This window comes from Streptomyces sp. NPDC090083, from assembly GCF_044747445.1.
Classification (GTDB): domain Bacteria; phylum Actinomycetota; class Actinomycetes; order Streptomycetales; family Streptomycetaceae; genus Streptomyces.
This window is the reverse complement of sequence record NZ_JBIVED010000023.1, coordinates 43,387-57,050: the sequence shown is the minus strand read 5'-3', so window position 1 is coordinate 57,050 and position 13,664 is coordinate 43,387. Positions and strand designations below refer to the sequence as shown.

The 13,664-nt window shown below is 65.8% G+C and carries 11 protein-coding genes and 2 pseudogenes; 6 read left to right on the top strand and 7 right to left on the bottom strand.

What is annotated here, in order from left to right; all coding sequences use genetic code 11:
- The 3 genes and pseudogenes from ACIPTO_RS42685 to ACIPTO_RS42675 form a co-directional block, all read left to right on the top strand.
- Positions 1 to 212: pseudogene (locus ACIPTO_RS42685) on the top strand (hypothetical protein); the annotation flags it as partial.
- Between the two features lie 585 nt (positions 213 to 797).
- Positions 798 to 1,529 (top strand): annotated as a pseudogene (locus tag ACIPTO_RS42680) (carboxylesterase family protein); the annotation flags it as partial.
- A gap of 123 nt (positions 1,530 to 1,652) precedes the next feature.
- The gene (locus tag ACIPTO_RS42675) at positions 1,653 to 2,159 is read left to right on the top strand and encodes a hypothetical protein (RefSeq protein ID WP_401201241.1); all 507 of its coding nucleotides are present in this window, start codon (positions 1,653 to 1,655) and stop codon (positions 2,157 to 2,159) included.
- Here ACIPTO_RS42675 and ACIPTO_RS42670 read toward each other — a convergent pair.
- The gene (locus ACIPTO_RS42670; protein WP_401201238.1) at positions 2,101 to 2,907 is read right to left on the bottom strand and encodes an IS5 family transposase; all 807 of its coding nucleotides are present in this window, start codon (positions 2,905 to 2,907) and stop codon (positions 2,101 to 2,103) included. The two genes, ACIPTO_RS42675 and ACIPTO_RS42670, sit on opposite strands and share 59 nt — an antisense overlap.
- Between ACIPTO_RS42670 and ACIPTO_RS42665 the strand changes: the two genes are divergently transcribed.
- The gene (locus tag ACIPTO_RS42665) at positions 2,906 to 3,826 is read left to right on the top strand and encodes a DUF4231 domain-containing protein (protein WP_401201235.1); all 921 of its coding nucleotides are present in this window, start codon (positions 2,906 to 2,908) and stop codon (positions 3,824 to 3,826) included. The two genes, ACIPTO_RS42670 and ACIPTO_RS42665, sit on opposite strands and share 2 nt — an antisense overlap.
- A gap of 23 nt (positions 3,827 to 3,849) precedes the next feature.
- On the opposite strand, the gene ACIPTO_RS42660 is transcribed toward ACIPTO_RS42665, so the two are convergent.
- From ACIPTO_RS42660 to ACIPTO_RS42640, 5 genes are all read right to left on the bottom strand, one after another.
- A complete protein-coding gene (locus tag ACIPTO_RS42660) occupies positions 3,850 to 4,266 on the bottom strand; it encodes a hypothetical protein (protein ID WP_401201233.1) in 417 nt (138 codons plus the stop codon).
- Positions 4,267 to 4,279: 13 nt separating this feature from the next.
- Entirely contained in the window at positions 4,280 to 5,482 is a 1,203-nt protein-coding gene (locus tag ACIPTO_RS42655; RefSeq protein WP_401201230.1) for a pyridoxal-phosphate dependent enzyme, read from the bottom strand.
- Positions 5,479 to 6,954 carry a PLP-dependent cysteine synthase family protein gene (locus tag ACIPTO_RS42650; RefSeq protein WP_401201227.1) on the bottom strand — a complete coding sequence of 492 codons (1,476 nt, stop codon included), beginning with the start codon at positions 6,952 to 6,954 and terminating at the stop codon, positions 5,479 to 5,481. The genes ACIPTO_RS42655 and ACIPTO_RS42650 overlap by 4 nt, the downstream gene beginning before the upstream one ends.
- Positions 6,955 to 6,966: 12 nt before the next feature.
- The gene (locus tag ACIPTO_RS42645) at positions 6,967 to 9,249 is read right to left on the bottom strand and encodes a tetratricopeptide repeat protein (protein WP_401201224.1); all 2,283 of its coding nucleotides are present in this window, start codon (positions 9,247 to 9,249) and stop codon (positions 6,967 to 6,969) included.
- 631 nt (positions 9,250 to 9,880) lie between these two features.
- Positions 9,881 to 10,933, bottom strand: a complete 1,053-nt coding sequence (locus tag ACIPTO_RS42640) for a hypothetical protein (RefSeq protein WP_401201221.1) — start codon at positions 10,931 to 10,933, stop codon at positions 9,881 to 9,883.
- 638 nt (positions 10,934 to 11,571) lie between these two features.
- Here ACIPTO_RS42640 and ACIPTO_RS42635 point away from each other — a divergent pair.
- Together ACIPTO_RS42635 and ACIPTO_RS42630 are read left to right on the top strand one after the other, a co-directional pair.
- On the top strand, positions 11,572 to 12,321 hold the full coding sequence (locus tag ACIPTO_RS42635; RefSeq protein ID WP_401201218.1) for a transposase family protein: 750 nt from the start codon (positions 11,572 to 11,574) through the stop codon (positions 12,319 to 12,321).
- A gap of 31 nt (positions 12,322 to 12,352) precedes the next feature.
- Positions 12,353 to 12,508, top strand: coding sequence for a hypothetical protein (locus ACIPTO_RS42630; protein WP_401201216.1), 156 nt, complete (start codon positions 12,353 to 12,355; stop codon positions 12,506 to 12,508).
- Between the two features lie 700 nt (positions 12,509 to 13,208).
- Here the strand turns inward: ACIPTO_RS42630 and ACIPTO_RS42625 are convergent.
- Positions 13,209 to 13,583: a hypothetical protein gene (locus ACIPTO_RS42625; protein ID WP_401201214.1), complete on the bottom strand. Its 375-nt coding sequence runs from the start codon at positions 13,581 to 13,583 to the stop codon at positions 13,209 to 13,211.
- Positions 13,584 to 13,664 lie beyond the last annotated feature (81 nt).

The window sequence follows — 13,664 nt, the reverse complement described above, 5'->3', positions numbered from 1 at the left end:
TCACCACCCTCCTCAAACACACCCTCCCCACCACCACCCACCCCGCCACCCTCACCACCCTCAACCTCACCCCCAACATCACCCACCTCACCCACCTCACCCACAACACCAACAACACCAACGAAAACAACAACCAAGGCAACGAAGGCAACACCAACAACGGAAACACCGACAACGGAACCAAAAACGAAGAAGAAGGAGACGACGTCTAACCCCGGCCGAAAGAGGGCGGGAGGACTTCGGGCGCCTACACGGCAGTCCACCCGGCTTCATTGGAGTACGACTCGTAACTGCAGCAGGCACTACGTCCCCATTCGTCACCGGTGAGGCGCCTACACGCCCGGTCGGGTACACAGAGCAAGACTTCAGCCCAAACAAATCCGCTGACATACGACAGAAACCGCTCCGGATCCCGAAGCACACACTCGAACTCCTCACGCCCAGCCGCCACGACCGCAGCCCGGGTATAAAGGACCACGGTCCATCAGGAGACGTGTGGTTACCACTGACGGGAGGCGACCTGCGCCCCTGGACAGTCTTGTAGCCGCGTCGATCACGAGTGACCGGTGGCCACCGCCCTGCGACCAGGTCCGTGGCAAGCAGGTGGCGCACTTTGAACGAGAGTGGGCCACGCACCGTCGGTTCCGGTCGTGACACGGTCTGGGCAGCGGCGAGATCGACAGCAGCTACAGACGGGCGAACTGTCGCGGCCACCAACTGGGGCGGGCAGCACTCCACGATCAGGCCCTTTCCCGCGTCCGCCTGTCGACAGGCGAGACTGATACGCAATGAGTGAAATGAGTGAGCAGCCATGCGGTGCTGAGGCAACCTTTCGGACGATGAACGGCCGTGTGCGCGGCAAAGGAGCCAGCGACGGCATAACCGCCGTTCTCGGTGTCCCCTACGCGGCCCCGCCTTTCGACACCCGCCGGTTTCGGGAGCCGCAGCCGGCGCCGGCCTGGAGCGGAGTTCGGGACTGCACGGCCTTCGGCCCCATCGCCCCGCAGTCGGCCGAGCTGCCGGGAGCGCCGGTTTGGCATCCCGGCGACGAAGACATCCTCACCCTCAACATTTGGGTGCCCGAGAAGACAGAGCGCGGCCTGCTGCCGGTGTTCTTCTGGATCCACGGCGGTGCCTACACCTTCGGCTCCTCCGCCCAGCCCGACTTCGACGGAAGGGCCCTGGCCCGCGCGGGACTGGTCGTGGTCAGCTGCAACTACCGGGTGGGCTTCGAAGGGTTTGGCCACATCTCCGGGTTTCCCGACAACCGCGGGCTGCTGGATCAGGCCGCCGCGCTGCGCTGGGTCCGGGAGAACATCGCAGCCTTCGGGGGCGACCGAGGAAACGTCACGATCGCCGGGCACTCCGCCGGAGGAGGCTCCGTGCTCTGTCTGATGGCCATGGAGCGGACACGGGGGCTGTTCCGGCGGGCCATTGCCCACAGCGTGCCCAGCGCCTACTTCACAGTCGAGCTTGCTGAGGCAGTCACCAAGCGCATCGCGGCGGAGGCCGGAGTGGCCCCGACGTCTGAGAGGCCGTTCGCTTTCCGAATGCCGTGTGCGGATTCCGCTGGTCAGGCATGAGGTTGCGGCTGTGGCGGGAGTCTCGACTCGTTGCTGGTCGAGTCGGTCTGGGGGTGACGGATGCCGTCGATGCGGGCAGTCCTGGAAACGCGGCGGAAGACCGCTGCCGTGCGGGTGGAGGAGCTCGAAGCCGAACTGGAGCGGGTGCGGGCGGACTTGGTGGATGCCGAGGAGGTTCTCAAGCTCCGGACGATCGGCCTCGAGCAGTATCTGGAAGCGCTCGCCGAGGAGGAACAGCCGGCCGAGACGGTCGTTGGCCCGTCACCGGGGAAGCCGGTGGGCCCGCGCCGTGCGGTGCCGTATCGGGAGAGTGCGGTCGGGGCCGAAGACCTGTCGGTGGACTACCAGGCGTTGATGGCAGCCGCGGCCGAGGCTGGGAACGACGGGCTGGGTGCCCGGCGGGCTGCCGTGGTGCTCGGCTGGGACAGCGCCTCCGCCTCACGCGTCGAGGGCGCGAGAGCACGGCTGAAGAGGCTGGTGGAACGAGGCTGGCTGGTGGAGACGAAGCCCGGAAGGTTCACCCTGCCGACAGAGCGGCAGGCCGATGGGGCTGTGCGGCCAGGCGGCGGTTCATGAGGGCGATCATCGACCAGCGGATGACGGCTTCGCTCGTGTCAGTGCGTCGTTCGTAGTCCCGGACCAGGCGTCGGCTGCGCAGAAACCAGGCGAAGGACCGCTCCACGACCCAGCGGCGGGGCAGTGGCTGGAAGCCGCGGACGTCCTCGCCCCGGCGGACGATGTCGAGGACCAGCCCGAGGTGATGGGCGGTCCAGTCGGCGAGGTGGCCGGTGTAGCCGCCGTCGGCCCAGACCCGCGCCAGCCGCCGAAAACTGCTGGCCGCCCGCGGAAGGAGTGTCCGGGCGCCGTCCCGGTCGGTCACGGACGCCGGTGTGACCAGCACGGCCAGGAGAAGTCCGAGCGTGTCGGTGAGCAGGTGCCGCTTGCGGCCGTTGATCTTCTTGCCTGCGTCGAAGCCCCGTGAGCCGAAGGTGACGGTAGCGTCGGCCTTCACCGACTGCGAGTCCACGATCCCCGCGCTCGGCTCGGGGCTGCGGCCTTCGCCGGCGCGGACGGCCTCCCGCAGCCGTTCGTGCAGCTCGGTGACCAGTCCCGCCTCCCGCCAGCGGGCGAAGAAGGCATAGACGCGCGGCCAGGGCGGGAAGTCCGCGGGCATCGCCCGCCACTTGATGCCGTTGTCGACGAGGTAGCGCACCGCGTCGATCATCTGCCGGTGGCAGTAGCCCTCCGGACGCCCGCCACGACCCGAAAGCCAGCCCGGAACCGGCAGCAGATCCCTCACCACAGCCCACTCGGCATCGCTCATGTCCGAGCCATATCGGGGCCGGCGCTGCGGCCGGTCGACCGCGTTCCCGAAGATGTGGGCGAGGCAGTCACACCCACGAGTGGACGAACTGGACTCGGCGACCACGACCACGCGACACTTCGACAACAGGGCCTCTTGGTTTTCGCTGGACTCGACATCCGCGAGCTACCAAGAGGCCCTTCCTTCATGCACCCACCCCGGACAACTCACCCGAACCAGGCTCCCGTTCGAACCTGTCCGACCGCGCGGACGGATAGAGAACAGGCAGTTAGCACGGGGCGACCTGACACGATGCGAGACGCGTAGTTCGTCGAGCCGCGAGTCGTTTGGTTCCTATTTGGGCGGTGTCGTGGCCGAGCGCGGTGGTCTTCGATCCCGCTACGGCACCGCGGCCGGAGCTGGACGGCGCGACCCAGACCATTCAGGAGGCCTCGGATTGGCACAGGAACGGAGCAACGCCCCCGACTTCCGCTGGATGGTTGTTGCGGGCCAGGACGGTCGCACGGTGCCTCCCGTGGTGATGACCAGATGGCAGTGGTACAAGGCGGCCTGTGCCCGCCATCGGTGGCGGTACATGGTTACCGAGCTGTTGGGACTCGTCAGCGCCGCTGCTGTTCCAGCGGCGGTTGCCATGCGGCTGGGGTCGTCCGTCATCGCCGTACTGGGAGCGATCGTCGTGATCACCTCGGGAACGCGTGTGCTCTTCGGTTCGCACGACGCCTGCGTCGAGTTCAGCCAGATCCGCTACGGCATCGAGCGCGAGATAGCCCTTTACCTGAACGCCTGCGCGCCGTACGACCGCGACTCAGGCGTTCAGCTACTCGTCGCTCGCGTCGAGGAATTGGCCCCCTCAGGTGTGGAACGGTGGGCCACGCGACGTGTTGCCGCCATTCCGCCCGTCGACTCCGGGGGAGTGTAAGCCGAGCCAACCGCATACTCGGGTCAGCCCTCGTTGATTGTCTGATCCCTCCCTGATTGGTAGACGCGTCCGTTGTCCGACGCTTGAGCGGACATTCTGACCGCAGACGGCGCGGATGCAGGGGCCTGCGCTGCGGCCAGGGCCGGGGCCAGCACCTGAGTAACCAGGCGGTCCAGGAATTCGTCGGCGCGCTCGGTGCGGAGTTCTGCGAAGCGTCGCTGCCACGACTCGACCAGGAACTGCTCGGTTCGGAGGTCACCAGCCTGCCGCGCCGCCAGCACCGCTGTGCGGTCCTCGATGAGGTGCTCGTTGATGGCGTCGGCTGCCGCGGGGTGGAGCCGACGCCATAGCGCTACGGTCGCGTCGTGTACGTGCTGCCAGCCATCCGTCGCCATCGTGCCGACCAAGCTGCTGGCAGCGGCCAGTATGACTGGATCCACGGTTTCCTCCTTGTTAGGTGGCGCTGATGCCCTCGTGGCGCAAGTGGGCACGGACCTCGTCCCAGCTGGTCACATCTGGTGGAGGGGTCCGAGTACCGACGCCGATGTCCTTGAAGCCGCTGGAGGTGCTGATACAAACCACCTGACCGGCTTGCTCGCCGTATTGACGCAGCCCGGCGAGCGCGGCTGCGCTTGATGTCTCAGCCCACAGGCCGCTTCCAGCCAGTTCGGCCTGTGCTTTGTGCATCTCGTCGTCGTCCACCAGAATCGCCTGCCCCTGGCTCTCCCGGACAGCGATGACGCCGCGGTAACTGTTGACCGCGCAGTTGATGGCGTACGCGGCGCTGGGTCGCACTGTGACTGCAGCGGTCGGCCGGCCGGCTGCCAGGGCCTTGCCGAGCGGGCCACCGCTGGCGGTCTCGCAGGCGAAGATGCGGGGTACATCCTCTGCGATGCCGAGTTGGCTCAGTTCTCTGAAGCCCTTCCACACGCCGAAGAGCAGTTCTCCATAGCCCGTGGGGACGAAGATCGCGGATGGTGTGCCGATGTCCCGGTGGATCTCGTAGGCGATGGTTTTGTATCCCTCCGGACCGAATGCGTGGCCGGTGTGGGTGGGCGTGACGTTGCTGACGGGGTGATAGCCGAGATCGGTCACGATCCGGCGTAGCAGTCCGGCGCGCGCGGCGATCGGCGCTTGGACCACGACCGCGCCGTAGGCGCGGATGAAGTCCATGACCGCCGGCGGCGCTCCGGCCGAGACGATGACGATGCAGCGCAGGCCAGCGCGAGCGGCGTACGCGGCGGCCGACGCGCCGTGGTTGCCGGATGAAGCCACGACGACTCCGGGGGCGCCGACGCCCACGGCGGCGCTGAGGGTGCAGCGGTTGAGCCGGTCCTTGTGGCTCCAGGTCGGGTTGCGGGATTCGTCCTTGACCCATACGCCTGGGCGGATCTCCACCATCGGAGTCGCGCCTTCTCCCAGACCGGGCGCGAGCAGCGGCGGCAGGAGGGGAGCCCACCGCTCCAGGCCGTGGCAGTTTTCGATGCCGAACGCGCCACGGTCGACCTTGTCATACGCGTAGTCGACTTCCACAGGGAAGGCGATGTCACCGGTGCTGGTCCGCGGGCAGCCGTCGGTGATCGGCGGCCAAAGGGGGAAGGTCACTGCGGGATCGCCGAGGGACCGCTGATGGACGGCAAGCGACGGATTGTTCACGTTGCGTAGCCTAGGGCGTGCGCGGTTGCCTGGAGGCGGGTACGCGTGAGGACGCCGACAATTGCCCCGTCTACCAAGATCCAGATCTCGTCCCGGGGCTGGGGCTGGGGCTGGGGCGATGATTCCGAGGTTCCTCCGCCTATGTGCACAGCGGGCGGTGCATCGAGGGTGGCCAGTACATCGCCGACGGTTTCGCCCGCACCGAACGCCAGCAGCGGTGGGTCCATGTGACGGGCGAGGGGTTCGTCCGCGATCCTGGGGGAGGTCTGTGCACGTTTCCGTAGTCCGGTGGGGTCGACCGCACCGACCGCTTCGGAGGCGTCCGCGGCCACGGCCTCGCGCGTCCGCGGTTGGACCACCGGGTACGGGCCGTGTGCGTCAGGTACCGCGCGGAGAGTCCGCAGCGCATCCGCTACGGTCTGATTAGCCGTCAGATAGGGCAATGCTGGGGGCTGCTCGGGCTGCAGGAGCTGCCCGATGCTGCCGGGTGGCAGGTCGCCGAATCCCAGGCGTCGCAGCCACGTGTCGTCGAAATATTTGGATAGGTAGGAGCGTCCGGTGTCCGGCAGGATGACCACGATGAGGCTGTTCGCGGGTGCGGTGGCCGCCACTCGCAGGGCGGCCGTCACGGCGGTGCCGGCCGAACCGCCCAAGAGCAAACCTTCCCTGCTGGCCAGCCGGCGGGTGGTCAGGATCGACTCACGGTCGGATACGCGCTCGAACCAGTCGGCGATCTTGGTGTTGTATGCGCGCGGCCATATATCCGCCTCCGCGTCCGGATGTATGTAACGGCCGATGCTTTCGACGTGAAATGGACCACCGTCGCCCCCCGCGTATGCGGAACGGAACGGGTCAGCACCCACAACGCTGACCCGGCCTCCGCTGACTTCCTTCAGGAATTCGCCGGCTCCGCTAATGGTGCCCCCGGTACCGATGCCTGCGACGAAATGCGTGATGCGATGTTCGGTCTGCTCCCAGATCTCCGGGCCGGTGGTGGTTCGGTGGATTTCGGGGTTGGCTGGGTTGTCGTATTGATTGGCGTACCAGGCGCCGGGGGTCCGTTCGGTGATGCGCTGGGCAACGCGCAGAACATGGTTGGGGTGTTCCCGCGGGAGGGCACTTGGAGTGATAACGACCTCGGCGCCCAGGGCACGCATGAGCGTGACTTTCTCCTTGCTGCTGCGATCTGGGACGACGATGATTGCACCGTAGCCGCGCTGCGCGGCGACCATGACTAGGCCGAGACCCGTGTTGCCCGACGTCGCCTCGACGATCACGCCGCCAGGGCGCAGTGCGCCGGACCGCTCGGCGGCCAAAACCATCCCGAGGGCGGTGCGGTCCTTTACACTCCCGCTCGGGTTGAGGAATTCGGCCTTTCCATAGATGGGAACGGCCACCCCCTCGGTGATACGACTTAGCCGGATCAGCGGAGTCCCGCCGACGGCGTCCAGTAAGTGCTCGTGGACTTTCACGGGCTGCCCTTCTCACTCGCTCAACGAACCGGGACCTGCCGTCGTTCTGCGCGTGCAGGCTTCGAGCCCAGTACGGGCGCGCGCCTCCTGCGGGGGGTTGGCCGCCTCGTTGGCCAACTGGAGCGCTTCCCCGAAACGTGTTGCCGCAGGATCAAGCCGGGAGGTCTTCAGCAGGAGCTCGCCGATCGCGTTGAGGCACTCGGCCTGGGCCAGTCTGCCGCCCAGTGTGCGGTGAATCTGCAATGCGGTGTCGAGTGCGCCGAAGGCAGCGGTGAGGTCACCGGCCAGCGCATGGACATCGGCCAGATCGCGCAGCGAGTTGGCCTCGCCGAAGCGGTGTCCGAGGTGCCTGTGGATCTCGCAGGCCCGGGACAAGTGCGCCGTGGCAGTGTCCAACTGTCCCATCCGCCGATAGACTTGACCCAGATGTTGGAGCGTGTCCCCTTCGGCATGCAGATTGTCCAGGCCGCGGGCGAGTTGGAGAGCGGCAAGCAGAGAATTTTCTGCTGCGGTCAGATCACCGGCCTGTTCACTGTTGTGGCCGAGGTGCGCCAGTAGGTCCGCCTCGCCGTGCTGATAGCCGATGGCACGGTTCAGAGCCAGGGATTGCATGAACGAAATCTCGGCCGCAACATGCTCACCCTGAATCCGCTGCAATTCGCCGCGGTGGTGGAGAGAGAGTGCCTGACCGTGACGATTTCCAGCAGCTGTGTGCAGCACGTACGCCGATTCGACGGCTTCTCCTGCCGCGCGTAGTTCACCGGTGAGGCGGTAGATATCGCCGAGGTAGTTAAGCGACACCGCCTCGTCCGCAGAGCGCCCGTCGGACCGTGCCTGTGCCGCCACCATCCGGTGCAGGGCTGCGGCGTGGTCCCACGGCCCTTCCTGGCGGAAGAAGGGATGCAGGGATGAGGACAGTCTGGCCACCCACAGGTGGTCGCCCGTTTCGGCGGCGCGAGCAGCACAGGCCAGCAGGTTGGCGCGCTCGGTGCGTAACCACACCAGAGCGTCGTGGCGGGTTGTCGGGCCTGCCACAGGGCTACCTTCAGGAGCTGCCGGAGGGGCTGTGTTCTGTGAAGTCAGGGCGCCGGAGTGCGGCACGCCGACGGCGATGCCCGGCTCTTCCACCAGAGGCGTGAAGTGCAGGCTGCTGAGTGCGGCCATATTGCCGTAGTGGGCCAACAGCCGCCGTTCGGCCATGTCGGCCCACAGTGTGGAGCCCTCGGGCTCGGCGTTCGACGCCGTCCCGGGCCGGGCGGATAGTGTCATCGAGCGCACATATGCACGAATCAGGTCATGCATACGGTACCGACCGCGGACCGGCTCCTCCAGCAGGTGGTCACTGTATAGGGCGTTCAGATGTCGGCGGGCGGTGGCCGATGGCAAGTCGGCCAACGATGCGGCTGCGGCCTCACCGATCTCGGTGCCCGGGTGCAGGCCGAGGAGGCGAAAAAACTCCAGCCGGTCCAGTGAGAGTTCGGAAACCGACGACGCAAACGCCGCCACGATCGTGACGTCTTCGGCTTCGATCTCCCCCAGCCGGTCCTTGGCCGCGAGGATGTCGTCCTCCAGGTCAGTCATCGACCACGTCGGATGGTGGCGGAGTTTTCCGGCCAACAGAGCCAGGGCCAGCGGGAGATAGCCGCACAGCGCGGCGATCCGTTGGGCGGCCGCATCCTCCGCGCCGGATCTGCCAGACAGACGGGCTAGGAGCGCGACAGCCTCCGTTGCCGGCAGCATGCCGAGGCTGATTGGGACGGCCTCCGGGAGTGCGCTCAGCCGGCGCCGACTGGTGACGATGACTAACGAGTCATCGGTTCCGGGTAACAGCGGCCGGACTTGGTCGTGCCCGGTGGCATCGTCAAGTACTACAAGAAAGCGTCTCCCCGACAGTGAGTGGCGCCACAGTGCGGCCCGCTCATCACCACCGACGGGGATCTGTTGCGGGTTCACGCCTATGGCCACCAGCAGCGCGCCTAGCGCATCCGCCGACGAAACCGGCGGCCGTCCCGCGGTGTGGGCATGTAATCGGATGAAGAGCTGACCGTCCGGGTACGCGTCGGCGAGTTGGTGGGCCGCTCGGACGGCCAGAGCCGTCTTCCCCGCACCGGCCATCCCGTCCACGGCGAAGACCGCGGATTCATCGTCTGCGCTGGATCGAGGGACGGAACCGGCGGTCAACATCCGCAGCTCCGTTAACCGCCCGGTAAACGCGAAGACGTCACGCGGTAGGGCACGGGACGCCTCGACCGCGGCAGGGCCGTCGTAAACAGCGACGTGGTTGGAGACCGTCATATCGCGGGCGGCCTGGTAAGTACGCGCGCTTTGGCTGGCCCTCGCCCATAACCGCGGCCCATCCGATCCGTCCTGCCCAGGTACAGAGCTGGCATCCATGATTCCTCCGGGACCTCTTGGTCTCACCTTGTCGATTCCCTCGGTGTCGCCGTCCCATGCGGCAGATGACACCGTTCAGTCGTTAAGGCCAGGCCCGCGTACAGCTTTCGGCCTTCGCATGTTGGTGTCGCTGACCGCAGTCTTGTCGGTCGTCACCATCGGCGTACTGAGAAGGTTGCTGCCGACACATGATCAGACGAAGGTCGCCAAGCGTCCGACGGACTCGGTTCCAAGTCATCAAGTTCGAGAGACCATTCGATCAATCAGGCGGTCCCCCGCCCGATTTTGGCTGACCGTCTACCAGCTGCTGCCGTAGGTTCCCGAACTCAACCCCGTCGAGGGCGTCTGGTCGCACCTGAAGAGATCGCTGGCCTACCTCACCAAGCACAGCCTCGGCCAACTCACCGCACTGGTGAAGACGCGGCCGAAACGAATGCAGTACCACCCACGCCTCATCACCAAGACCGGGCTCAACCTCCAACCGCCGCAACCCCAGCCGTTAAAGATCTCCAGCACCTGCCCTATCGATCCGCTATCGATAGGTCACTACGTTGTTTCCGGTGACCTCCAGATCGACAGGAATGTGATCGCCCGCACCAGAACTGTCTGCACCGCTCTCATGCGGCAGTACGATCTTCACCTCCCGAGGCGCAATAAATCCTTCGCCGGACATCTGGAACTTCAAAGGAAGCTCCAGGCTGATTCGGGTGAACTTGCGTTGCGGCAAAGCAGTGAAGATGGGGATGGAGAATTTTACTTCCGAACCTCGGCCGCAATGTGCGACCAGAGTTGCGTCGAAGTCGACTTTATTGCCCGAACCCGACTCTTTGAATGTACCGGTCCAATCAATGCGCGTGGCAGTTTCGGTGCGCACTACTGCGGCTTCACTGTCAAGCTTGGCCGAGTAATCGCCGCTCGTCTCGCAAAGAATTTCGTAATCAGAAGGGACTGTCAGGTGCACTACTTTCACCAGCTCGTCGGTGTCACCCCGGTTCTGCACAACGAATTCGATAGTGCGTCCCTTCTTCGCTTCTCCGTCCGCATCTTGTCGAGTGACTTTATTGCTTCCTTTTTCGCCGGTCCGGACAGAGATCGGAATGATCGATTCCTGTGGGGCCGAGAAGCCGAGCAGATCGTACATGACGAAGGCTCTCGTCGCCGGCACGACCAACAGCACGGTAAATAATACGGCTGCACCGGCTGCCACATACGAGGCCATTGCGATTTTTTGCTTCGCTCGGGCCGCATCTCCGGACTTTTTGGAGAGAGAAATAGATCTATGGATCCAGGCGCCAGCAAGAGCAGTTACTGCAATTACCACTCCGATGCTCGAAGCGGGTCGATCGGCGACGATTGCGACCGGCGCAGAGATGAGCGAGAGAACCAACGCCAGAGGGAGTTCCAGGGCGGCGATTCCACCACCGCCTGCCGTACCGCGCTGTGCCCCTTGGTCATTTTCGGATGACGGGGATGACGTGACACCTAATTGCTGTGGCGGGGACGCGCCGTCTGCAGACGCGGCGTCATCGCTCGGATCTGCCGCCGCGTCTGCGGTATCGTCGGGTCGACTGTTTCCTTGAGTCACATATACTCCAGCCGTTTTCCGAGAACCGGCGCGCGCGACCAACGCTCATGTCGCCGGTGAAAGTTGAGGAATTGCTGTCGAGGTGGCATCCGAGAGGATGGTGCGGTTGTCAAGGCGCCGCGAGCCCCAGCTTGCAGGACATACAGCGATCTCATCGAACAGTCCCTCAGGGATGGGTGAGGACGGATGTATGCCCATGAAGCCCATCATGACAGAGAAGCATGACGGACATGGTGTTTTCGGCGGATATCGGGCGCGGTCAAGACGTCGCCTGAGGAGCCAGAAGCGCAACACCGTCGAGCGCGCAATCAACCGCTTGAAACAGTGAGCTGTTTTTGAGTGGCCGCTGATTCCCAATCAGCGGCCGAGCCGTCGCGGAGCGGCGGGCGGCGGGCGGCGGGCGGCGGGCGGCGGGCGGCGGGCGGCGAATCAGTGGAAGCCACATCATCGGCTCTCGGGTGACAGCCACACCCGGCACTCCTGGGTGTCCCAATCCTACGAATGACCCGGATCAACCCACGAAGAAAGGTATGGATCGGGTGACGCTGGTGGTGTGAGGTTGGGGTGCGCAACGGACAAGGCTCCCGTGCCGTTGAGAGAGGTGTTCGACGTCTCAACTCATTGGCGCAGGTGCCTTGTTGGTTCCCGATCCTGCCGCACTCGACCTGCCCCATGCGCTGGTCGAGTGGGTGACCATGCTCATCGTCACCCGCGAGGGTGACCGCCGCTGCAAGCTCGCGCCGCACCAGCGTGCGTTGGTCGGTCCGGTGTACCTGCGCCGGCACGACACCCTCACCCAGCTCGCTGCAGGGTTCGGCATTTCTGTCGGCACCGCGCATGCCTACGTGGCAGCCGTCGTCGACCTGCTGGCCGACCGCGCTCCCGGCCCGCTGCGTGCCCTGCGCGAGGCCGATCCGGACTACGTCCTGCTGGACGGCACCCTTGCGGAGTGCGACCGGGTCGGCGACAGCCGGGCCGACCTCTCCCACAAGCACCGTCGGCACGGGGTGAACGTACAGGTCGTGACCGACCTGGCCGGGCGACTGCTGTGGATCTCGCCAGCACTGCCCGGTCGTGCGCACGACCTCACCGCGGCCCGCGCCCACCGGATCATCCGGATCTGTGAGCGCAAAGGCGTCCCAGTCCTTGCCGATCGCGCCTATATCGGCGCCGGCCCATGGGTGACCGCAGCCCCCAGACGCCCGCCCGGCCGCGAGCTCACCCCCACCCAACAGACCGTCAACCGTGCGCTTTCCGCTGCCCGGGCACCAGTCGAGCGTGGCATCGCACGACTGAAGTCCTGGCGGATCTTCCGCAGGGCCCGGTGCAGCCCGAATCGAATGACGTCAATCACCGCCGCCATCCTCACCCTGGAGCGGCAACGCTGAAAGACCTCACTGATGGTGCGAGGGAGAGTTCATGAGCTCGGTAAGCAAGCAGCACTACGTACCCGCCGCGTTGATCGGAGGCTTCGGAAAGACAGCCGGCCGAAAACGCACACGGCACACGCTCGTCTGCTGGCGCAGCCGGGATTGGAGCGCGGTCCTGGAGACCAAAGCCGAGGCCATCGGCTGACTCAAGGCGATGTACCGGCTAAAACCCGGCGGACGGCGTCGATCCGGATCTCGTCGACATGGTGTGGGACGTCATCGAACCGCATATTCCAGATGCGGTGGACCGATTCGAGAGACGCGTAGACACCGCGGCGGAGCGGGAGTCGCTGATCGTGTACGCGTCCATGGCTGGAGTGCGCCACCCGGACTTCGAGGATGCGATCAACGGGTGGCTTGCGGACTGGGGGAAGCCCGGTATCCGCGGAGGCGATGTCCACCATGTACGGCTCCAAGCCCTCGAAAACGGTCTGGAACCGCTGCGAGGCTGGCGCTGGCCTATCCTCCACAGCCCCCGGAGCCCCGCGCTTCACACTCAACGACCGCGCCTGGTGCTACCTCCCGGAGTTGAGCCGCAGCGCACGTGAGCGTCGTGTCCTGTACCTGCCTTTCAACTCCCGGATCGCCGCGGTGGGCTGGCTCGGCGAGAGCGCCGGAGGGTTCGACTACCAGACACACCTACTCAGCTACCGCCTGAGCTGATGCGGCTCTCGTGTCAGCGGCCGGGCCGCCCCGTGTCGGTGGTGTGGGCATCTCGTGTCAGTGGGGCGTCAGCCCACACAACCGATGGCGCGCACCTGGTTCGCCACTCCGCCGCCGCATCCGGACGCGCCGCTGGAAAGGCCGCGGCCCGACGCGCCCGATGGCGGCCGAGCGGCGTCCGGTCAGCAGTGCGGAATGGACCCGTTGGCCGCGGCGCTGTTGTCTACGTAGGGAGCGTACGTCCATCCGGTGACGGTCAGCTCGAGTCCGTTGAGGTGGTTGTAGCGCTCGTCGAGGGTGTGGTACCAGATGTTTCCCCTGCCCAGGTCCTGACCGGTGCTCCAGCAGTCGGTCAGGAGCGTGTCACCACCCCAGAGGTCCGGAACTCCGACCGTACCGGCGGCCAGGTTGGTGCTCTTGAAGACGGCCGCACCAGTCTGCACGGTGAGCCACGAGGTTGCGGACGCGCTGCCCGCTGCCGCCAACACCAGCCCCCCGGCGCTCAGCGCAGCAACGGCCGCTATCGAGGCGCCACGACGTCTGAACTTGTCTCTCATATCTGCCTCCCGATCACTTGGGTGAGTTCCTGCTTCAAGCTGCGGACCGCTGCTCCGCCTGTCACGTCCCGTTCCGGTCAA